Origin of the sequence: Acetobacter aceti, assembly GCF_002005445.1 — a bacterium.
Taxonomy (GTDB): domain Bacteria; phylum Pseudomonadota; class Alphaproteobacteria; order Acetobacterales; family Acetobacteraceae; genus Acetobacter; species Acetobacter aceti_B.
Map to the genome: position 1 here is coordinate 2727308 of NZ_CP014692.1, position 21208 is coordinate 2748515.

The window sequence follows — 21208 nt, forward strand, 5'->3', positions numbered from 1 at the left end:
GATCAGACCTGTTTGATCTCGCGCTCTTTTTCAGAGAGCGCCTCGTCGATTTTTTTCACATACTGGTCGGTGAGCTTCTGGATCGCGTCCGACCACGTCTTCACGTCGTCTTCGCTGATCTCACCTTTTTTCTCAAAACCCTTGGTCTTGTCCATGCCGTCACGGCGGACACCGCGAACGGCAATCTTGGCGCCCTCAGAATAACGTCCGGCGGCCTTGGCCAGATCGTTTCGGCGCTCTTCGGTCAACTGGGGAATCGGCACGCGGATATTCTGCCCCTCACCCGCCGGGTTGAGACCCAGACCTGAGTCGCGGATAGCCTTTTCGACCAGCCCGGCCAGTGAACGGTCCCAGACCTGGACCGTCAGCATGCGCGCTTCCGGAGCGGCGATCGTCGCCACCTGTGTCAACGGCACTTCACCGCCATAGGCCTCGACACGCACTGGCTCCAGCAGGGCCGCGTTGGCGCGACCGGACCGCAAACCGGCAAAATCACGCCGCAGGCTCTCGAGCGCACCCTCCATACGACGTGTCAGATCTTCAGTAAGAGTGTCCAGTTCAGCCACAGCGGCTCTCCCCTCAACAGACCGGCGGCATGCATCTGCGCGCCGGTTCAAACATAAATGATTGATGAACGTCTTTGCGCTGTATCAACCGACTTCTTCAATCCGTGTAAATGGCCCGTCACCACGCAACACGCGCTGAAACGCACCGGCTTCGTGAATGTTGAAGACAATGATCGGCAGTCTGTTCTCACGGGCAAGGCTGATAGCCGCCGCATCCATAACATTGAGATCGCGTGACAGAACTTCAAGATAGGTCAGGGTCTCGTAGCGCTTTGCATCCGGATTCTTGCGCGGATCGGAGTCATAGACACCATCCACCTGCGTGCCCTTCAGCAGGATATCGCAATCCATCTCTGCAGCCCTCAGCGCTGCGGCCGTATCCGTCGTAAAGAAAGGATTGCCCGTGCCGGCTGCAAAGATCACCACACGACCTTTTTCCATATGGCGAACAGCCCGGCGGCGAATATAGGGCTCGGCAATCGAAGACATGTGAATGGCGGACATCACGCGGGTCGGAATACCTTCGCGCTCCAGCGCGTTCTGCACCATCAGAGCGTTGATAACGGTCGCCAGCATTCCGGCGTAATCGCCCTGGGCGCGGTCCATTCCGCGGGCTGCTGCTGTCAGTCCGCGAAATATGTTGCCGCCGCCAACGACAAGACAGACCTGAATACCGCTCTGCGCGACAGCGGCGACATCAGCCGCGATGCGATCAACCGTCTGGGCGTCCACGCCGTACTGGCCGGTGCCCATCAACGCCTCACCGGAGATTTTCAGGAGCGCACGACGGGGCGTGGCGGGGCCTTCAGCGGTGATGTTCATGGTACCTCAATGCGCGGATGGTTCGGATGTTATTTCCACGTCCCCTCAGTATCCTGCCGGACGAGCTGACCTGGAACCCGAGGCCACGTCATATCGCCCGATGACGTGTATCACAAGAACCGACGTAAACATCCCTATGAAATTCAGGTTTATACGATTTAGAAATTGAGCCGGAAAAAACCGGCGACAGAAAACCAGTTTCAACTCCCGGATCAGAATGGTCGGGATAAAACAGACCTTATCACGCAGAACGCCTTATCCAGCACCAGAGACGAGATACGCCTCGGACCTCCCGGAGATGCCGATGGTCCTGAAAGCGTTTCCGTTCTTGCTTCGGACGCAAGCCTTCATCGGCGCTCAGAAATCTCGCTCAGGCGTTATCATCCAGCCCGATGGCCCGCAGACGCGCCCGCTCTTCATCCCAGCCTGCGCGTTCCTTCACATTGAGAAACAGATGGCAGGGCCGGTCCAGCAGGTTACCAAGCTGGAGACGCGCCTTGAGCCCGATTTCCCGGATGCGACGACCGCGTTCACCGATCAGGATCGCCTTGTGGTTTGCCCGACCAACATAGACGGTGACATCAATCCGCACGGAACCGTCCGGACGCTCGACAAAGCTTTCCGTCTCGACCGTCGCGCCATACGGCACTTCCTCGTGCGTCTGCAGAAAGATCTGCTCCCGCACGAGCTCCGCCGCCAGAAGCCGATCCGGCAGATCGGTCATGTCGTCTTCCGGATAAAGGAACGGACCGGGAGGCAGGGCTTCCGCCAGACGATCAAGCAGATCATCCACGCCATTGCCAGTCCGGGCGCTGATCATGAAGACATGCTCGACCGGAATCATCTCGGCAACCGCCGCCGTCAGGGGCAGCAGTGACTGCGGCGTCACCAGATCGGTCTTGTTCAGCACCAGCCAGACACGTCGCCCGGCCTTGGCCAACTGCTCGATCACAGCCGTGGTCGAATCATCCAGGCCGGACTTTGCGTCGATCAGCAGCACCGTAACATCGGCATCCTCAGAGCCGGACCACGCAGCCGCCACCATGGCGCGGTCGAGCTTGCGCTTGGGACGGAAAATGCCCGGCGTATCGACAATCAGGATCTGTGTGGCGTGCCGGATCAGGATGCCCAGCACCCGGAAACGTGTTGTCTGCGCCTTGGGGCTGACGATCGACAGCTTTGCGCCCGCCATACGGTTCAGCAGGGTCGATTTCCCCGCATTCGGCGCCCCGACCAGTGCGGCGAACCCACACCGTGTCTGTTCTGTCATTTCCGTCCCGCTCCCGGCGCAGTGTTAAATCTTTCCAGCAGATTGGCCGCGGCGGCGCTTTCGGCCGCACGCTTGCTACCCGCTTCTCCTTCACCAACCATACCGGCGGCGTGAACTTCCATGACAAAGCAGGGGGCGTGTGACGGCCCGTCTGCGCTGACCACTTCATAGACCGGCAGAGCCAGCCCACGGGCCAGAACCCATTCCTGCAAGGCCGTTTTAGGGTCTTTTGGCGGCCGGGCCTGCGCGATGATGGCGCTCCCCCACCACTGCCGGACAAGTTTGCGGGGCGGCTCAAGGCCACCGTCCAGATACAGCGCGCCCAGAATGGCTTCCAGCGCGTCGGCCAGCACGTTCGCCGTGCTGCGAATCCCTGCCTTGTCCTCGTGCTCGGCGACATCCAGAGCTTCGGGCAGTCCAAGTTCCTGCGCGACCTGCGCCAGAGCGTTGCGCGACACCAGATGGGCGTGGCGCGAACCCAGCGCGCCCTCCTGCTCATCAGGATAGCGTTCCAGCAGCCATTCCGCCATCAGCAGCCCGAGCACGCGGTCGCCTATGAACTCCAGCCGCTCGTTGGAGCCCGCCCCTTTGGTCTGACGCTTCCCCGTACGCCGCTGATGCGCCGCAGACCGGTGCGTCAACGCTTCGCCCAGCAGCTTCGTTCTGGTGAAACGATAGCCAATCCGATTCTGCAGGCTGTCGAGTACGGTCTGTTCCACAGGATCCCCGTTCGTCACTGTCGATCAGTGCACGACATGGAAAAGCCGGGACCACCGGATTTCCGTCGGCCATGCCCAGAATTGCCAGATCGGGTGCGTCATATCCACAGAGAAGAAGATCATACCTGCCCGGCCGACAAGATTCTCCATGGGCACAAAACCCAGATCCTGATCAGCATCCCCCATGAACCGGCTGTCGGCGCTATGGTCACGATTATCGCCCATCGCAAAGAAATACCCGGGCGGGACCACATAATCAGGCGTGTCATTGCGCTGCCCGTCTTCCGGAAAGCGCAGAACCTGATGCTCGACTGGAGATGATCCACCGCTTCCCGGCAGGGTTTCCCGGCAGAGATGCCCTTCCCGGCCCATGTGATACTCGTCCTGCTCGGCGTACTCGCCTTCAGGCGCACAGATCACGGCTGTCCCGTTCAGATAGAGCTGCCCGTCACGCATCTGGATATGATCGCCCGGCAGCCCCACAATCCGTTTCACGTAATCAATCGACGGATTCTTGGTGAACCGGAAAACCGCCACATCGCCACGATGTGGTTCGGCACCCCAGACACGGCCCTCAAACAGGTTGGGCGAGAGGGGGAAGGAATATTTCGAATAGCCGTAGCTGTATTTGGAAACCCACAGATAGTCGCCAACCTGAAGCGTCGGGATCATCGAGCCGGACGGAATATTGAATGGTTCATAGAGGAATGTGCGCACCACCAGAACCAGCAGAATGACACTTGCAAGCCAGCGCACGAAATCAAACAGACTCTCCCCTTTCCGGGCAGACCCATGTCCCTGTGTCGTTACGCTCTCGTCCTTCGGCTTCATTCCGTCCCCTGTTTCCGCCTGAGCCTCGTCACAAACGCAAGGCTGTCCGTACCCCACGCCAGGGGAACGGCGGATGAAGCCGAGGCGATGCGCCCCTGTCAAGCGTCGGGATCAAACGCGGGCGCTCAGAGGCGCGGCAACGCCTCGATCATGACCTGCGCCAGAGCGTAGGGTGTGTCATCCGTCATGGACAAATGGAGATGGCCCACCATCCCCGCCGGAACCATATCAGCCAGCCGCGTGGCGGCCCCTCCGGTCAAGGTCAGCACGGGCTGCCCCGACGGCAGATTGCCCACACCGATACAGCTATGGAACACGCCTGCTGCGAACCCTGTCCCAAGCGCCTTGGCGCACGCTTCCTTCGCCGCCCACCGCTTTGCGTAGGCGCCAATCCGGGCCTGCCCGACCCGACGCTCTGCCCGCGTCCGTTCGGTTTCCGTAAAAACCCGCTCCAGAAAACGGGCGCCAAAGCGTTCGATGGATTTCTCGATCCTGCGCATGTCGCAGAGATCCATGCCGGTGCCGATGATCATGCCGGAACATTCCGGATCAGACTCGCCCTCATGACCGCGCCCGCTCGACCTGCGAGATTCCCTCGACGGAACGAAGTCCCCCGATCACACTCGACAGGTGCCGCAGATCGCGCACTTCCACATCCACCAGCACTTCCATGAAATCGAGCTGGCGATGCACGATCTTGAGATTGACGATTGAGCCATCCTGTCGGGATACACCATTGGTGATCGTCGCCAGCGTGGTCGGTTCATTCGCCGCGATCACCGTGACGCGACCGACAAACGGCTCGCTGCCGGCCTTCCCAACGCGCCCGAGCGCTTCGTAATCCCAGTCCACATCCAGAAAGCGCTCCGGTGTGGCGGCGAAGGATTCGAGCGTCTGGCAGGCCGCCGTATGGATGGTGACCCCCTTGCCGCTGGCCACCACACCCACGATCCGGTCTCCCGGCAGCGGATGACAGCAACCCGCGAAATGCACGGCGATCCCGGCGCCAAGCCCCACCAGCGGCGCCAGTCCGGCCCCGCCCGTCTTTGGCTTCGGCATGGACGCACGGGCCACGAGACTGGGCACCATACGGGGACCACGGGTGGTGCGGCGGAGTTCCGGATAGGCCGCATGCACAACGTCACGCGGGCCGATGCTGTTGGTGCCGACCGCGACATACAGGTCTTCGACAGACCCCTGCTTCAGTTCCTTGAGCAGCGTCTCCAGCACCTTTTCCGAACCGTCCACGCCTTCCTGACGGAACGCCTTGGCCAGGGTCGCCTTGCCGGAGTCGAGCGAGACCTGACGTTGCTGCTGCGCCACATATCGGCGGATGCGGGCGCGGGCCTTGCCGGTGACGACAAACCGTTCCCATGACGGCGACGGCGCGCCGCCACGGGCAGTCATGATCTCGACCTGATCGCCGTTCTGAAGCTCGTAACGCAGCGGCACCAGTCGCCCGTTCACCTTCGCGCCAACACACGAATCGCCCACCTGACTGTGGACAGCATACGCGAAGTCGACTGGCGTCGCGCCTGCGGGCAGCGGAATCAGCTGGCCTTTCGGCGTAAAGCAGAAGACCTGATCCTGATAGAGCTCCAGCTTGGTGTTTTCGAGAAATTCGTCCGGAGCCGAGGAATCTTCCAGAATTTCGAGCAGATCCTGCACCCAGCGCGGGCGCTTCATCTGCTTTGTCGCGTCTTCGGAAACCGCACCGGTCGGAAGCTGCTTGTAGGCCCAGTGCGCCGCCACGCCGTTCTCGGCGATGTCGTTCATTTCCTCGGTACGGATCTGGACTTCAATTTTCTGGTTACGCGGATGACGCAGCGTCACGCCCGTATGAAGGCTCTGGTAACCGTTGGCCTTCGGGGTGGAGATATAGTCCTTGAACCGCCCGGCGATCATCGGAAACGCGCCGTGAATGGCGCCCAGCGCGGCGTAACACTCTTCCCGGGACTCCACGATAAGGCGGAACGCCATGATGTCGGAGAGCTGCTCGAACGCCACGTTACGGCGCTGCATCTTCTCCCAGATCGAATAGGGCGATTTTTCACGCCCTTTCACATCGACGCTTTCAAGCCCTGATTCGCGACACAGGCGGATCAGCTCGCGTTTGACGTCCTCAATGATGTCAGCGCCCTGGCCGCGCAGATAATTCAGGCGGGCGCGGATGGTGGCGTCGGCTTCCGGCTCCAGTTGCGCAAAGGCCAGATTCTGAAGCTCGGTCTTGACCCGATCCATACCGATACGACCGGCGAGCGGCGCATAGATATCCATCGTCTCACGAGCGATGCGGTGTCTGCGGTCCTCACGCTGCACAAAATGCAGGGTGCGCATGTTATGCAGACGGTCTGCCAGCTTGACGATCAGTACGCGGATGTCTTTCGACATCGCCAGCACGAGCTTGCGGAAATTCTCGGCCTGCTTGGTGCGGTCGGACTGAAGTTCCAGACGGGTCAGCTTGGTGACGCCATCGACCAGTTCCGCGATCGTGGGGCCGAACTGGTCCCGCAGCGTCTCGACCGTGACGCCGGTATCCTCGATCGTATCGTGCAGAAGAGCGGTGGCGATGGACGGCACGTCCATCCGGAACCGCGCGAGGATCATCGCGACAGAGAGCGGATGCGTGATGTAGGGATCGCCGGCGTCGCGCAACTGGCCCTCATGGGCGTTACGCGCAACCTCGAAAGCCTTCTGGACGAGCGCGACATCGGCGTCCGGATTATAACGAAGGATACGCTTGATCAGACGATCGGCGGAAACTTCGACGATTTCATCATTTTCCGAAGGAGGCACGCCTCGACTTCGGGAGAGCATGAGGTGCTGTTCCTGTTCCACCTTCATACCTCTCCACCGGACAGGTTACAGTCTGATAGGGAGAAGGCGGAGGCGAGCGCGGGGATAACGAAAATCTCCATCATTGACCGGAGGAGGTTCAGTCCCCGTCAGACGCTCCGGAAAGGAGCGCCCGGCGGTAGTATCAGAGCCGGATCAGCGTTTGCCGCGGCCTGACATTTCTGCTTCGAAGGCAGCTTTCATTTCTTCAGGAGAGAGGTCTGTAACCTCTTCTTCGGCAGAACTTTCCTGAAGACCGAAGATGTTCTGTTCGGTCGGGATGAGATCCATGACTTCTTCATCGGCTGGCTCAGGCTCGGGAGCACGCGCGAGCGAACGGACAAGATCACTGCGCAGCGGTTCGAGCTGAACGGTTTCCTCGGCGATCTCACGAAGCGCGACAACAGGATTCTTGTCGTTATCGCGATCGACTGTCAGTTCCTCGCCGCGGGACAGGTTACGTGCGCGCTGAGCGGCAAGCAGAACCAGTTCAAAGCGGTTCGGCACCTTCTCGACGCAATCCTCGACTGTGACGCGCGCCATGGGGCGGACCTCCGGAAATTTTGTTAAAGATATTTTCTACCATCATCCCGGTGACAAGGGAAGCCTTCGTCAGAACCTCTCCGGCTCCAGCTTCCGGATCACCTGAGGCGGCAGCGCATCCAGCAGCGATTGCAACGTCCGCCCCGTGCCCGGCTCCCGCCAGTCGGGCAGAACATCACGCAGGGGCAGGAGCACAAAGGCCCTTTCCCCTGCACGGGGATGCGGCAGCAGGGGCGCCACATCCGCCCTGACCAATGCACCCATGTCGATCAGATCCAGATCCAGAGTGCGGGCTGCGTTCGCAACACTCCGCACGCGCCCGAATGCGGCCTCAATGCCGTGCAATGCCTCAAGCAGCCCCTCCGGCGAAAGAGAAGACTTGCCCACCACGACGCCATTTATGTAGGGAGGCTGACCGGAGGGCGGTACAGGCTCGCTCTCGTACCATGGGGACACAGCATCCACACTCAGTCCGGCAAGGTCGCGCAAAGCCTCCACAGCCGCGTCGCAGGTTGCGGCCGGAGGCAATGCTTTTCCGTCCACGGGATCATAACCGGCAAGGTTCGCACCAATGGCTATCACAACCCTCACCACTTTAACCCTCCAGACTTTAAAACATGTCCCGACTCTCCTGTGAAAAGATCGAACAGGACTCCGGCGACACATAACCAAGTCTTAACCTATCCACCATACAGTCGGTAGCATTAAAGGAATACAAACTTAATGATTATTCATAACACTGAACGAACCAGCCTCTTCATTGATGGATCAAGCCTTTACTCAGCGTCCCGCGGCCTTGGTTTCGACGTCGATTACCGTAAAATGCTCGATTTTTTCGCACGGAGATGCCACCTCCTCAGGGCGCATTACTATGCGGCGATTCTTGATACTGAAGAATATTCTCCCATCAAGCCGTTGACTGACTGGCTGTCTTACAACGGTTATTTTCTGGTCACGAAAACAGCACGTGAATACACCGACCAGAGCGGTCGCCGCCGCATCAAAGGCAACATGGATATTGAAATCGCCGTAGACATGATGGAGGCCGCTCCCCGTATCGACCACGCCATCCTGTTTACCGGCGATTCGGATTTCCGTCGCGTTGTTGAAGCCGTGCAGCGGCAGGGCGTGCGTGTCACTGTCGTTTCCTCCATGCGCTCATCGCCCCCTCTCATTGGCGACGATCTCCGCCGACAGGCTGACCAGTTCGTCGATCTGGCGGACATTGCGGAAGAAATCACTCGCCGACCAGCGGAACCCCGGCCTCGTCAGACCCCGATTCGCCATCCGGCGGATCAGTTGAGCGAGCCTGAATAAAGGCTGGCCCACCACCCTCTTCCTGACACCCCACCCGCTTCCTCCCCGGTGGGGTGTCAGGCCGTGTTCAGGAGCACATTACTTTATGGGAGTCGTTACCTCATCTGCCACCGATCTTTCAGGCACGATGGATTTCATGGATAACAGCGCGGTTTGTCCGCGCTTTGCCATGTCCTGTTCCAGTGCTGGGCAGCTTAACGAATATCTTCCCTTCGGCCCTGGCGACGCCAGCCTGCTGATTGTGGCCCCTGCGTTTGTCCATCCCGGAAACAGTGACACTCCAGCGCTTTTCGATACTGAGACCGAAGCCGTCTTCTATGAAGCACTGAGCGAATTCGGATTTGTCTCGTCTGATGCGCATGCAGGTGACAACACCACACTGTCCCCCTCCAAAACCCGCTTTATCAGCGTTCTCCAGTCTCCTCCACGTTCAGATCTGCCTTTGCCGTCAGATGTGGTGGCCTGTAACCATTTTCTCCGCACCGAGTTGCAGACACTCCCCAATCTGCGCGTTGTCCTGACGCTGGGTGCCCTCGCCCACAACGCGACGCTTGCCGCCTGCGGTGTGCCGTTCTCGCGCGTCAGTTTTCAGAACGGCAAGATTTCCAGCATGCCGGACGGCCTCAGGATCGCCAACAGCCTCCTGCTCTCGCGTCACAATCTGGAAACCGGCCACGTCAGTCAGCCTTCTTTTCGAAAACTCATCGGCGCTATCCGGCAGGAAATCGACGCACCGATCTGAACCCTGACGTGACTTTCCCACCGGAGCAGCCCAGTCTGTTCCGGCTTCCAACCTCATCCTGCCTGACTGCATTTCATATCACCGCAGATGCGACCAATCCTCTCGAAGCACCGACTCATCACGGGAAACGGTCTATAAAACACCAGAAATTCCTCGGACAGTTTTTCAAGAAAAGCATCTGATAAAACGCATTATTTAAAAACATTCCCGAGAAAAACAGCCTGTTTCATTGTCAATGCGTTATTCCGAAACAGCCTTTGAACCGACAGAATCACCTTACCCTTGCCACTACCGCCCCATACACCACCCGCCCGGCTGGTCCGCAGATAGTGATTTCCAGAAAACCGTCTTATCGTTCAGGCATTCCATCAGCAGACAGATCAGAACAGAGACAGACAGGGACCAGCCTCATGCAGATTCTCTCTCCGAAAAACACACCTCGAATCGGTTTCGTCGGTTTTGGCGCCATGGCCAGCCGGATGGGCGCTCACCTCATCGCCGCCGGGTATACGGTCAGCGCCTACACACCCTCCGGCCGATCCTCTTCTCCTTCCGTCCCCATATTCCCGACACCGCTGGCCCTTGCCAGACAGGCTGACACGGTTGTCGTGTGCGTGCCTGATGATGAAGCCCTTGCGGCCTCCCTGTATGGCGAGAATGGCGCACTGGCGGGCATGACCAACGGTTCCGTGCTCATCAACACGTCATCCGTGTCACCGGAAGCGACCGCGACCCTGTATGAAGCGGGCCAGAAACACGGCATCGTCGTGCTTGACGCTCCCGTTTCGGGCAGCACGCCTGAAGCCGATTCCGCCAGCCTCGTGATCCTCGTCGGAGGGGATAAAGCGGATGTCGCCAGAGCCGCGCCCATTCTTGACGCCATAGGCAAGCTCACAATCCATGCAGGCCCATCTGGAAGCGGCGCACGCCTGAAACTGGTGATCAATGGAATCATGGGCGCGGGCCTGACGACGCTGGCCGAATCGGTAGCTTATGGTCTGTCCGCCGGACTGGACCGCTCCATGCTGTTCGACGCGCTCGATCAGGTCGCGGTGATTTCGCCTCACCACAAACGCAAGCTGAAAGCGGCAAAAGACGGCAATTTCGCACCACAGTTCCCGGCGCGTCTCATGCAGAAGGATATGCGCCTGCTTCTGGATGCGGCGGCCCGTGAGGCTGTCCCAGTGCCGACTCTGGCAGCCGCCACACAACAGCTCTCCCTGACCCGCCGCCTGTCCCCGAATGAGGATTACTCTTCACTCATCCGGGTCATGGAAAAAATCGTCGCCAACGATCGCTAGAGCATATCCAGTTTGAATGGACACATTCGAACTGGTGAATATGCTCGATAAACAATGAATTAGGGCAATTCCACTGAGCCAGAGTTCAGTGGAATTGCTCTAGGAAGAAAACCGTCAGAGGGCTACCGTCCTCTGACGCCGAGCGCCATCACAGCCAATCGGTCGCCAATTCCACGCGCCGTGCCGGTTGTGACGGGGGGGCGGGCCAGATCCCTGCGCGCCAGAACAGCCGGCAGCATAGCGAGTCCGGCGCGACGGATATCCTGACGGTCCGGCAGAAACGCCTCCCCTTCCCGTTTCAGAATATCCACAATCGTCGCCAGAGCTCCACTTTTCAGCAATGCCTCGCCGTCATCATGAACAGAGAGGCCGACGTCCGTGAACGTCTCTTCTGGCAATGGCATACGTCCACTGAGCAGCACCTGAGGCAGATACCGCAACAGAAGACCGGTGCCGAACGCCGCGCCGGCACGGGTCACGCACGTCAGTGTCGCGTCATCCTCGACCCCCAGCAGGCCAGCCACCATACGCTGCATCATGCCTGCGCCGTCCAGCATGGCCGAGCGCCACGTTATCCAGTCCGGAAGACGGCAGAGTTCAGCTTCTCTTGCGTCGATCAGCGTGAGCAGGTTGTCCTTGAGGACAACTCCTCTCTCCAGCAGTTCTGCCAGCGCCAGAGCGATCTCGTGACGCGACTGCCGTCCCTGTTCCGGATTCTCGATCACCTCCCGCCACCACTGGAGGCGAATCAGCCCCGCCATCGGCCCAGTCACTGTGCCCGAAACCGGCAGGACAAGGGCTTTCGACAGTTCACAGTTCAGCGCGATGAGCGTGAAAGCAGCCGCTCTCACCGTCTGCGGCAGGAACATCGCACAGAAGAACCGGTCCGGATCACATAAACGTGCTGTCGATTCACAGTCAGGCTTTTCCATTTTTAATGGATCTCTTTCCGCCATGTCTGCGTTGGACCTTTCAGGAAGCTGCCAGTCCTTTATCACGCAAGCGTCCCTTGACGCTTTTCCGGGTGGACCATAGCTGTTGAGGGCGGCGTCGTTTCGCCCTGTATTCGTGATTGCAATCCAAGGAGACCATCATCATGGCATTTGAACTGCCTGCCCTCCCTTACTCCTATAATGCCCTTGCCGCCAAAGGCATGTGCCAGGAGACGCTGGAACTTCATCACGACAAGCATCATCAGGCCTATGTGACGGCCCTGAACAATTTTGTCGAAGCAAAGCCCGAGCTTCAGGGCAAGTCCCTCGACGAGATCATTCTCGCCGTCAAAGGTGACGCTGCCCAGGCTCCCGTGTTCAACAATGCCGGTCAGCATTGGAACCACATTCTTTTCTGGCAGAACCTGTCTTCCAACGGTGGTGCAATCCCGCCGGCCCTCGAAGCCAAGATCAAGGAAGATCTGGGCAGCGTCGCGGACTTCAAGGAAGAGTTCAAAAAGGCTGCGACCACCCAGTTCGGATCAGGCTGGGCATGGCTGGTTCTGGGCAAGGACGGCAAGCTGGCTGTCACCAAGACAGCCAACGGCAGCAACCCGCTGGCCGAAGGTCAGGGCACGGCGCTCCTTGGTCTGGATGTGTGGGAACACGCCTACTACCTCGACTTCCGTAACCGTCGTCCTGACTACATCACCAACTACCTCGACAAACTCGCCAACTATGAGTTTGCCGAAGCTCAGCTGAAATCTGCCTGAGCAATAAAAAAACAGACCGGAGGGTAATTCCTCCGGCCTGTTTCAGTTCAGGATCATGCTTTTTGTAAGACGGGATACAGGGACCGTTCTCCCTCACCCGAAATATGTTCCAATTCCTGTATATCCGGAATAGACCCCGCAGGTTTCTACCCGGGACAGGCTGTCCAGTTGAAATAGCGTCCGAAATGACCGCATCCGGCACGGTTATGAATGACGCTCCAAGCAGGACCAGCCGGACACAGGAGCGTTTCGGTTCAAAACTGATAAAATAAAATAGCACTTGTGAAATTTATTTTCTGAAATGAATTCAGTTCAGTTTTCCCCAGGCAGCCAACTGATCGACAACCGCCTGTGGCGTCATCTTGCTGGCAACGGATAAAGCCTCAACATTGTTTGCATTCAGCAGCTTTCCATCGGCAGAAACGATCAGAACAGAGGGCATTCCGCTGATCTCGACACCATAATTTCTGCCGAGATCCATATTTGTGGTGCGGCGTGAAACATTGATCAGGACCACTTCAAAATTCTGGGCAATCCATGCCGAGACCGCCGGAACCGCCAGCACACCCGACAGGGCCCAGCAGTCAGGTGACCAGTTACCACCGAAATCCAGCAAGACCGGTTTGCCACTCACCTTGGCGCGAGCAAGAGCCGCCTGTAGCTGGGCCGTCGCCATTTCGGGTGCCGGATACGGCACCACAACCGGATGCACCGGCTCACTCCCTACAGTGGGAGCCGCCGTCATCGTCCGGGCCATCGCAGCATCGGACATCACACCTGCCATCGCGACACAGCACGTCAGGTACAACACTTTTTTCCAAAAACGCATCACATCTCCTTCCCCTCAAGTGGATCCGTGATGTCGTCTTTTCGCTGTCACAAAAGACATTCGCAACAACAGAATGCAAATTTCAGAAAATTCCGGTTTCAGACCAGAAAAACGTCACTTCATGCTTATTGTGAAACAGATGCGCAAGACGGGCGCCGGGAATAGCCGCGAACTGATCCAGAATGGCAAAATCGGTCTCCCCCTGAAACTTCACGCTCATGACGATCCGGGCTGCCCGTCCGGCTTCAATCCATCTTCTGACCAACGTCAAAAGACGGTCGGGATAAGCAATCACATCCGAAAACAGCCAGTCCACACGCTCTTCATTGCGCGGTTCCAGACCAAAGGCGCTCTCCTGTCGAAAGCTCACGCCTGACATGGCGGCCACGGCAGGAGAAAGTGGCGCCCGGTCGATAGCCGTAACACTGGCCCCCAGTTTCGCAATGGCCCAGGTCCAGCCGCCCGGCGTCGCCCCCAGATCCAGACAGGTTTCCCCCGGTTCGGGCCAGCGTCCCAGCCGGGTGCAGGCTTCCCATAGCTTCAGATAGGCCCTTGATGGCGGCCCTTCCCGATCTTCGACAAACTTCACCTCGCCCATCGGAAAAGGACTGGTCTTGCTTTGAGAAAACAGAATTCTGTCGGATGCCAGCAACGTCCATGCACCCAACGGACTTGTCGGAGCCGTCTGCGGAAAGACTAATGGCGACGCTTTGACGGGAGGCAGCTTGTCGACAATCAGCGCAGCACGGCGGAAGAACTCCACAGGCGCCAGCGACCAGTTTCGCTGACGGCTCTTCAGCAGGCGCGCTGCCTCACCAATCGAAACAATCGTGTGAATTTCAGGAGTTGTCCAGACATCAAGCGCCCATATACTGTCCACAGGAGGCGCTTCGCAGACCGCCAGACGCCCATGCCAGAAAGCGGGCGTCACCCCCAGTCGTTCCAGTTCATTTTCCAGAACACTCTCGAAACCCGGAGCGACGACATAGACGCTGCCAACAGAAACATCATCAGTCATGACGAACCAGAAATCCTACGCCAAGTAAAACCCATGAAAGGATCAGAAGGGAACCACCCGTCGGAGCCACGCTCCCGAGATGATGGCCGGAGAAGGCCGTCACATAGAGCGCACCACAGAAGAGCATCGCACCGGGCAGCATCATGCAACCGGCGAGTATTTGCAGGCGTGAAGGAGCGCGCAGCCCCATACCCAATGCCAGCAGAGCCAGTGCGTGCCACATCTGCATCTGCACGGCCTCGTGGACGATCTCGCGTCCTTCCGGCAGTCCGAACCGTTCAATCGGGAGATGGGCAGCAACAGCTCCCATGACGACGGCCATCGCCGCCATGAAGGCAGCGGTTGTGCACCACATGCGCGCTATGGTCATGTCAGTCCTTTCCCGAACACCCTGATGAACCAGATGGCTCATCGTGCGTTTGGCTTCCCGCCCGCTACAATTTCCATGATTATTCAAATCATGAGCGCCGTGGTAACCGCGAGAAGAAGAACCCGCAAGAAACAAGCCTCTGACAGCCCCGGCTCCGCCATCGGGGAAACCCGTAACAAAAGAGTAAAGTCATGAATATCATCAAAAAAATAACTGCCGTTGCAGCCCTTGGCGGCCTCGCCGCATGTTCGGCGTCGCCTCCGCCAGCTCCGCCGACGCCGTCTTCCCTTTCCGCGGCAGACACCACATTCGTGCAGACTGTGGCGGAATCCAACCTCACGGAAGTCGCGCTTGGAAAGATCGCTCTGACCAACGCGGGCACAGCCGGTGTGAAGAATTACGCGCAGCATGCGATCAGTGAACATACAAGCGCCGAAGACCGTCTGACCACCATTGCGTCCGCGCACGGCATCACCCTGCCGACCGAGCCCAATGCTGATGATCAGAAAATCATTACAACACTTGGTGGTGTCAGAGACGCTAAGTTCGATAAGGGCTACATCGCCAATACCATCGAAACCCACAGCAACGCGGTAAAACTCGCAGACCACGAGGCAACCACGACATCAGACGCTGATCTGAAAAGCTTTGCTACTGATTTCCAGAAAACAGCGCAGGCTCATCTCGAAGCAGCCGAAGCTCTGAAAGGCCACAAAGGTCATCCCGGAGTGTATCGCGGCAAACGTCAGGCTCATAAACACTGAGAGCAGTGAAACATGACACTTCTCCCGAAGGCAGTACGGTTTCGGGAGAATTTTTCAGATACTGTGATTTTTGATATCTGATCATGCCGCGCATCTATCCCGAAATTCTTCGATGACGACCCGTCAATTTTTCAAATAATTCTTCTTTTACTCACAATGTCTTTACATTCATACAACACCATCAGCATTCCTCTTCGAGGCTTCTTACAGATTCTGCTATTTTTACGTCAAAACATGGGCGATCATTACCTGTATAAATATCTAATAAAATATGTTTTCGAGATGTTTGCATAAAATTCTCGTAAAATCATTCATGACGATGGCACGAAACCAACGCCAAAGCTGTCAAAACCACCCCTGCTGACAGGGCCATCTCACGACTTAAAACAAGAAAGTTTATTGCCTCCAGATATGTTTTATCAATTCATGCCTCTCGCAGATTACACTTGTCCGTTTCATATCCAGCGCTCTTTTGGTAATTCGATATGTCGGGTTTTCAAGACAGGAGAACACAGGATTCAAACTCTGAATGTGGGCACCCGAGCAAAGAGGGCGCATGGCCCGCATCACGCGTAAGACGAAACGTCTCATCCGACATTGAAACCACATGCAACAAATATGAGAAACGATCAGAAAGAATTTATTTTATTGGATAATCGAGTATTAATCACAAGATTTCCCGATGGTTTGCTTTGCGAAAATTCCTACATCATTTAAAGAAAAATTCTCTGGAAATCTTCCCAAACAATCTTTTCAGCGCCGGACCTCCCAAAACATGGAAATTTCCGCAATCAGGGCGAGCAGCAAAAGAACAGCTGCAGGAAATCCTGCCATAAAAGCTGCCAGTGCATGCAGCAGAAAGCACGGCCAGAAAAGCCATGGTTCCCGGCGACCAGTTGCCAGAACAAGCAACAGTAACCCGACAACCACCAGCATTGCCGGTCCATAATTATGATACAGAACGCTGGAAAAATGACGGGGCGGAATGGCATGCCCTACACTGGTGACAGCATCACTGATCTGTCGTCCCGTTGTCAGCCACACGGCAAGATTGAACAGCAGCCGAAAAGGCAGAAACAACGCTTCCATAATACTCTGAAGCAGGATCAAAAAACCTGAAATCAGATCTGGCACCAGCAGAACGGCGATCACGCAGGCACAGGAGAGCACGACAATCGCACGCAGCAATCCCAGTCGGTCTTTCCTGTGAACCGAAGAAGAAGTGGTGGTCAGTCTTTCCACCACTTCACAGGCTTCTGCCCTTCTTCATCTCCTTCCGCCTCAACCTGAATCGCAGTTTTTTTCGACGACATAGCGCGAACCTGCTGACGCAGATTGCTGATTTCGGCATGCGCCTGCTTCAGCATCAACTGCTCTCCAGCCAGTTCCTTTCTCAGCGTGGCCAGTTCCGTCTCACGCGCCTCGAGACTCTGCTTCAGCTCTGCAACCAGAACCTGCGCATGCCCCAATCGGGTCTCGAGAGAACGCTGATGCGTTTCGAGTTCCTGCACCTGACGCTCAGCATCACCACGTGCGCGCCGTTCGGCTTCAAATGCACGATTGTTGAGTTTCGTCTCGCTGTCACCCGAATGGGCTGGCGCCGTGCGTGCAGCAGGTCGCGAAAACGGATTGTGCTCAACCTGCACATCTCCATCGCGCACAAAGCGACGCTTGCGAAACTGTCCTGCTGCATCCTGCCCGGCACGAGGCTGGAGCCGAAGCTGCTGGTCATTCTGCCGCGGCGCATTACTGCCTGAGACGCCTGGGTTCGCCTTGTGAGACCCCATACGGTTCAATGCCCGCAGTGCCGCTTCATCAGCATCATGATCAGTACGGTTGTCCTCCAGGAAGTCGGCCTGAGAGGACCTTTTCAATAATCCACTATCCACCAGTATTCTTTCAAATTTCAGTCATTCCGGCCGCCAGCAAAACCAGCTCTGTAAAAACAGAAACCGCTGACGTGACGGATCACCAGATGTCACTCTGACTGTCGCCATGATCTGTGGGATTTCGCCGGACAGAGCCCAGCCGACAATCATCTTTTACGAGATTGAACTGACAGGTAGCACGAAGCTTTCACTACTACAAGAAACCAGCAGATATTCTTTTTGTCATGAAAGCGTTCATGTTCGTCAGACGAGAAATTCAGTAACAACCAGATACAAACAACCAGAAACCATGCAATCAGAGCGGCTCAGCAAACAAAGACGCTCCGGGCTGCCAGAGCACATCCTGCCTGCCATCATCATTGAGATGACGTCCAAGAACAAAAAAGTAATCTGAAAGTCTGTTCAATAATGGAACAAGAACAGGATTGATCGTTGTTTGTTCAGAAAGCGCTACAACTGCCCGTTCCGCCTTCCTGACTGCCGTACGGGCAATATGCGCCCAGGCGGCGGGCACCGAGCCACCAGGCAGGACAAAGCTGGTCAGAGGCGCCTGAAGCGCACGCACTCTTTCAATCTCGGCTTCCAGCGGTGCGATGACGCTGTCCGTCAGACGTTTAGCGTGCCTGCTGCCATCAGGCATGCAGAGATCCCCGCCCATATCGAACAACAGGTTCTGAACAGCCATCAACCGCTTTGACAGGGCGGCATCGGACACATGGCTCCGCAAGGCGCCAACAGCGGTATTGGCCTCATCCAGCACACCGATCGCCTCGACATGGAGCGCCGCCTTGCTCAGCCGCGTTCCATCTCCGAGTGAAGTCTGCCCCTTGTCACCGCCCCGCGTGACAACTCTGTCTATTCTGACTGACATGCGTGTTTCACTTTCCTTGCTGGAGTTTTTTCTGAAATGGACTTCTATCTGCTTTTTTCCGCTGCTTTGGGCTTCGGTATCGGCTGCGCATCCCGGCTTGAATAGCGCGTGATCATTTCCTCGACCGCGCCGACCGCCTCTTCCGCGGCCGCCATGGCGATATCTCCCCACATACCATCCATGGAGTGGGCCGGAATATCGTGAAGCTGCGTGGCGATGCCGACTTCCTTGTTATCCTTGTCAGTCACACGCCAGTCGATCCGGATATTCTGCTGCGGATGATCACGTGAGCCGGCTGGTCCATCCGTCAGATGGACAGTCGTCGCCACAGTAAAGTCCGCATCGGTCCGCGATGTCTGCACCGAATCTTTCATACCTTTGAATGACACCACAAAAGCACGCGCCAGTGAAATATTTCCATCACCCGGCGCGCCGCTCACACCCTGGAAGAAAATCCGTGCACCCCGGTGCTTCAGACTCTTCGGGTCCTCTTCCATATCCTCCGCCATGACACCGGTGAGAATGCTGACAATCTGCCCGCCTCCCTGCTGTGCCGCTCCGCGCAGCACCAGCGGATCAGCCGCCGCCCATGTCGCAGCCGGAATACCCGGCCCTTCCTGTGTCGCCCGAACAGCGCCCTGAGGCGTCATCAGGGAATAGAGAGGCACAACGACGTCGCCACGCTGCTCGGTATGCAGCTTCACCCACCAGTCCCCCCGCCGGACAGGCTGCGCCATGGCTGGGATCGACTGGTCGAGAAGCGCCTGCGTCACCTCCGCGGCCCAGAGTTTTTCACCCTCAGGACTGAGTGTCCTGTCCGCGGGCAAGGGAATATCGAGACGGGATGTCGGAGCCGTTGCCATGCCCCCTTTCGCGCCCTGCCCGTTATGAGCGAATGGGTGAGGCACCGAGAGACAGCCGGTTAGCAGACAGGTCACCGAAAGCGGAAGAAGTGTCGAAAAAATCCGTTTCATCAGCCCTGTTCCGTTCCACTTCCTGCTGCAATCACCGATATCTGGTGCCCGATCGGACCGCCTCCCGCCAGAGTGCGCCGTCGATGACTGAAGAAACGTCGCTCGTCCCCAAGCGTGTCCAGCCCCACGGACGCCACGGCTGTCACCCCCGCGCGGCGCAGGCGATCCACGCAATACCCGGCCAGGTCGAAGTGAAAATACCCTTCCCTCTGACCCGTCACGAAAAACGTTTCAGCCTGGGCATCCGCCGCCAGCGCCGCATCACGCATGTCAGGCCCGACTTCATAACTCACCTGTGCAATACAGGGACCGACGACCGCCACGATTTCCTGCGCCGACGCGCCGAGCGCCGCCATCGCGCTTACCGTCGCCTCCAGCACGCCGCCAACAGCCCCACGCCAGCCGGCATGAGCCGCGCCCACGATTGTTCCATCCTTCGAAGCAAACAGGACGGGTCCACAATCCGCCGTGATAACCCCCAACGCCACATCAGGACGGGCAGTCACCATCGCATCCGCCTGCGCGCCTTCGCCGGGCTTCCATGGTTCGGTAACAGTGATGACCCCATCGCCATGAACCTGCGTCGTTCCCAGAAGCGATTCATTCGGGAGACCAAAAAACCCTGCGACACGACAGCGGTTTTCCGTCACAGAGGCTGGGTCGTCCTGCGATCGGGTCGAACAGTTCAGGCTGGCGTAAGGCCCTTCTGAAACCCCGCCGATGCGCGTGAAAAATCCATGTCGCACAAAGGACAGATAAGGACTCTGCACAACCGAGTCCGGCACAAGCCCAGCGCTCATTGCTGTTCTCCCGCTATTTTTTCCGAAAATCCCGGCACAACCGTGACGTCCGGCGATGCTACCGTCAAAGCTTTAAACAAACGTCCCATCCGGTCCGGGCCGATCAGCCTGTCCAGCCCGGACCGGATCATTCCCGCCTGCTCAGGCGCACTCCGGCACAGAGCCTCGGCCCGCTGCACGGCGCCAAGGGCCCGCAGCAGTTCGCCCTGTCCCACCGGCCCACAACACACAGCCCCCGCAGCTTCCGCAGCCCGCGCCATCGCTGCAAAATCGACATGCGCCGTCACATCCGCCGTGCCGGCTTCGACGAGCGCCGAAACCGGTCGTCCCTGCCGCAGGGCCTGCAGGGACTCTCCCACACAGGATGCGGCGGTGCCGTAATCAATAAACAAGGCCACACCGGAGGTTTTGCACAGCCTGTCCGCCACGTCGCGCACAAAACCAGCAGAAACGGGCGAAATTTCGACAACATCACCGATACCGGCTCCACGCGTCGTCACTTCGGGCGGCACATCCGAGCATTCCCGCAAACTCCATTGACCCGCCTGAACAAACCGCTCCTGCCAGCCTGCCCCGGTTCGCACAAACTGCCGGATGGGCAGCGCATCGAGAAATTCATTCGCGACCAGAATCGTCGGACCTGACGGAACGTCGGACAGGGCGTCATGCCAGCAGACAGTCACCGCGCATTTTGCCAACGCGACCTTCTGCGCCTCACGCAGACGCGGGGAAGTCTCGATCAGATGCACGGACAGTCCGGACAGACACTCCGGCGCAAGACGGGCAAAGACCCGCAGCATGTCCGCCATCAGTGTCCCGCGACCGGGACCAGCCTCCACCAGCCTCACCGGCGAACCCGGAGGGATTGGCAGGCTGCGCAGGACCACCACACACCACGCACCCAGCACTTCGCCAAAGATCTGCGAAATTTCCGGTGCTGTCACAAAATCCGCAAACGGGTCGAGCCGGGCGTAATAAGCGGCATTCGCGCGTCCCATGAACGCGTCCAGCCGCTCACCCGGTGCCTCCCCATGGAGCAACT

24 protein-coding genes are annotated in these 21208 nt (G+C 58.0%); 5 read left to right on the plus strand and 19 right to left on the minus strand.

Features of this window, described 5'->3' with window-relative positions; translation table 11 throughout:
• Positions 1–2 precede the first annotated feature (2 nt).
• The 9 genes from frr to folK form a co-directional block, all read right to left on the minus strand.
• Positions 3–524, minus strand: coding sequence for a ribosome recycling factor (frr, locus tag A0U92_RS12265; RefSeq protein WP_222927874.1), 522 nt, complete (start codon positions 522–524; stop codon positions 3–5).
• A 126-nt stretch (positions 525–650) separates the two neighbouring features.
• Positions 651–1388, minus strand: a complete 738-nt coding sequence (gene pyrH / locus A0U92_RS12270) for a UMP kinase (RefSeq protein ID WP_077813474.1) — start codon at positions 1386–1388, stop codon at positions 651–653.
• A 370-nt stretch (positions 1389–1758) separates the two neighbouring features.
• Positions 1759–2658, minus strand: a complete 900-nt coding sequence (gene era / locus A0U92_RS12275; RefSeq protein ID WP_077813475.1) for a GTPase Era — start codon at positions 2656–2658, stop codon at positions 1759–1761.
• Entirely contained in the window at positions 2655–3377 is a 723-nt protein-coding gene (gene rnc, locus A0U92_RS12280; RefSeq protein WP_077813476.1) for a ribonuclease III, read from the minus strand. Before rnc ends, era begins: the two co-directional genes overlap by 4 nt.
• 24 nt (positions 3378–3401) lie before the next feature.
• Positions 3402–4208, minus strand: coding sequence for a signal peptidase I (gene lepB / locus A0U92_RS12285; RefSeq protein ID WP_077813477.1), 807 nt, complete (start codon positions 4206–4208; stop codon positions 3402–3404).
• A 125-nt stretch (positions 4209–4333) separates the two neighbouring features.
• Positions 4334–4741 carry a holo-ACP synthase gene (gene acpS, locus A0U92_RS12290; protein WP_077813478.1) on the minus strand — a complete coding sequence of 136 codons (408 nt, stop codon included), beginning with the start codon at positions 4739–4741 and terminating at the stop codon, positions 4334–4336.
• Positions 4742–4769: 28 nt separating this feature from the next.
• Complete coding sequence (locus tag A0U92_RS12295) at positions 4770–7025, minus strand: RelA/SpoT family protein (protein ID WP_077813479.1); 2256 nt, start codon at positions 7023–7025, stop codon at positions 4770–4772.
• A gap of 174 nt (positions 7026–7199) precedes the next feature.
• Positions 7200–7586, minus strand: a complete 387-nt coding sequence (gene rpoZ, locus A0U92_RS12300; RefSeq protein WP_077813480.1) for a DNA-directed RNA polymerase subunit omega — start codon at positions 7584–7586, stop codon at positions 7200–7202.
• A 69-nt stretch (positions 7587–7655) separates the two neighbouring features.
• Positions 7656–8177 carry a 2-amino-4-hydroxy-6-hydroxymethyldihydropteridine diphosphokinase gene (gene folK / locus A0U92_RS12305; protein ID WP_236748373.1) on the minus strand — a complete coding sequence of 174 codons (522 nt, stop codon included), beginning with the start codon at positions 8175–8177 and terminating at the stop codon, positions 7656–7658.
• Positions 8178–8309: 132 nt separating this feature from the next.
• On the opposite strand from folK, the gene A0U92_RS12310 reads away from it, so the two are divergent.
• The 3 genes from A0U92_RS12310 to A0U92_RS12320 all read left to right on the plus strand — a co-directional run bounded on the left by A0U92_RS12310 (position 8310) and on the right by A0U92_RS12320 (position 10946).
• On the plus strand, positions 8310–8903 hold the full coding sequence (locus A0U92_RS12310; protein WP_077813482.1) for a LabA-like NYN domain-containing protein: 594 nt from the start codon (positions 8310–8312) through the stop codon (positions 8901–8903).
• An 85-nt stretch (positions 8904–8988) separates the two neighbouring features.
• Positions 8989–9645, plus strand: coding sequence for a uracil-DNA glycosylase family protein (locus A0U92_RS12315; RefSeq protein WP_077813483.1), 657 nt, complete (start codon positions 8989–8991; stop codon positions 9643–9645).
• 410 nt (positions 9646–10055) lie between these two features.
• Positions 10056–10946 (plus strand): NAD(P)-dependent oxidoreductase, encoded by an 891-nt coding sequence (locus tag A0U92_RS12320; protein ID WP_149026458.1) that lies wholly within the window; start codon positions 10056–10058, stop codon positions 10944–10946.
• A 122-nt stretch (positions 10947–11068) separates the two neighbouring features.
• On the opposite strand, the gene A0U92_RS12325 is transcribed toward A0U92_RS12320, so the two are convergent.
• On the minus strand, positions 11069–11878 hold the full coding sequence (locus A0U92_RS12325; RefSeq protein WP_077814431.1) for a squalene/phytoene synthase family protein: 810 nt from the start codon (positions 11876–11878) through the stop codon (positions 11069–11071).
• 164 nt (positions 11879–12042) lie between these two features.
• Here A0U92_RS12325 and A0U92_RS12330 point away from each other — a divergent pair, with 164 nt between their 5' ends.
• Positions 12043–12651 carry a superoxide dismutase gene (locus A0U92_RS12330; RefSeq protein WP_077813485.1) on the plus strand — a complete coding sequence of 203 codons (609 nt, stop codon included), beginning with the start codon at positions 12043–12045 and terminating at the stop codon, positions 12649–12651.
• Between the two features lie 307 nt (positions 12652–12958).
• On the opposite strand, the gene A0U92_RS12335 is transcribed toward A0U92_RS12330, so the two are convergent.
• From A0U92_RS12335 to A0U92_RS12345, 3 genes are all read right to left on the minus strand, one after another.
• Positions 12959–13423 (minus strand): thioredoxin family protein, encoded by a 465-nt coding sequence (locus tag A0U92_RS12335; RefSeq protein ID WP_236748126.1) that lies wholly within the window; start codon positions 13421–13423, stop codon positions 12959–12961.
• 139 nt (positions 13424–13562) lie between these two features.
• Positions 13563–14498 carry an SAM-dependent methyltransferase gene (locus A0U92_RS12340; RefSeq protein ID WP_077813487.1) on the minus strand — a complete coding sequence of 312 codons (936 nt, stop codon included), beginning with the start codon at positions 14496–14498 and terminating at the stop codon, positions 13563–13565.
• Positions 14491–14868, minus strand: coding sequence for a DUF423 domain-containing protein (locus tag A0U92_RS12345; protein WP_077813488.1), 378 nt, complete (start codon positions 14866–14868; stop codon positions 14491–14493). The genes A0U92_RS12340 and A0U92_RS12345 overlap by 8 nt, the downstream gene beginning before the upstream one ends.
• Positions 14869–15059: 191 nt before the next feature.
• Here A0U92_RS12345 and A0U92_RS12350 point away from each other — a divergent pair, with 191 nt between their 5' ends.
• On the plus strand, positions 15060–15632 hold the full coding sequence (locus A0U92_RS12350) for a DUF4142 domain-containing protein (protein ID WP_236748127.1): 573 nt from the start codon (positions 15060–15062) through the stop codon (positions 15630–15632).
• Positions 15633–16385: 753 nt separating this feature from the next.
• Here A0U92_RS12350 and A0U92_RS12355 read toward each other — a convergent pair.
• From A0U92_RS12355 to A0U92_RS12380, 6 genes are all read right to left on the minus strand, one after another.
• On the minus strand, positions 16386–16877 hold the full coding sequence (locus tag A0U92_RS12355; RefSeq protein ID WP_077813489.1) for a hypothetical protein: 492 nt from the start codon (positions 16875–16877) through the stop codon (positions 16386–16388).
• Positions 16862–17506: a hypothetical protein gene (locus A0U92_RS12360; RefSeq protein ID WP_077813490.1), complete on the minus strand. Its 645-nt coding sequence runs from the start codon at positions 17504–17506 to the stop codon at positions 16862–16864. Before A0U92_RS12360 ends, A0U92_RS12355 begins: the two co-directional genes overlap by 16 nt.
• Positions 17507–17816: 310 nt before the next feature.
• Positions 17817–18392 carry a cob(I)yrinic acid a,c-diamide adenosyltransferase gene (locus A0U92_RS12365; protein WP_077813491.1) on the minus strand — a complete coding sequence of 192 codons (576 nt, stop codon included), beginning with the start codon at positions 18390–18392 and terminating at the stop codon, positions 17817–17819.
• A gap of 44 nt (positions 18393–18436) precedes the next feature.
• On the minus strand, positions 18437–19366 hold the full coding sequence (locus A0U92_RS12370) for a hypothetical protein (protein ID WP_077813492.1): 930 nt from the start codon (positions 19364–19366) through the stop codon (positions 18437–18439).
• Complete coding sequence (gene pgeF, locus A0U92_RS12375) at positions 19366–20166, minus strand: peptidoglycan editing factor PgeF (RefSeq protein ID WP_077813493.1); 801 nt, start codon at positions 20164–20166, stop codon at positions 19366–19368. Before pgeF ends, A0U92_RS12370 begins: the two co-directional genes overlap by 1 nt.
• Positions 20163–21164 (minus strand): class I SAM-dependent methyltransferase, encoded by a 1002-nt coding sequence (locus A0U92_RS12380; RefSeq protein ID WP_077814432.1) that lies wholly within the window; start codon positions 21162–21164, stop codon positions 20163–20165. Before A0U92_RS12380 ends, pgeF begins: the two co-directional genes overlap by 4 nt.
• Positions 21165–21208: the final 44 nt, after the last annotated feature.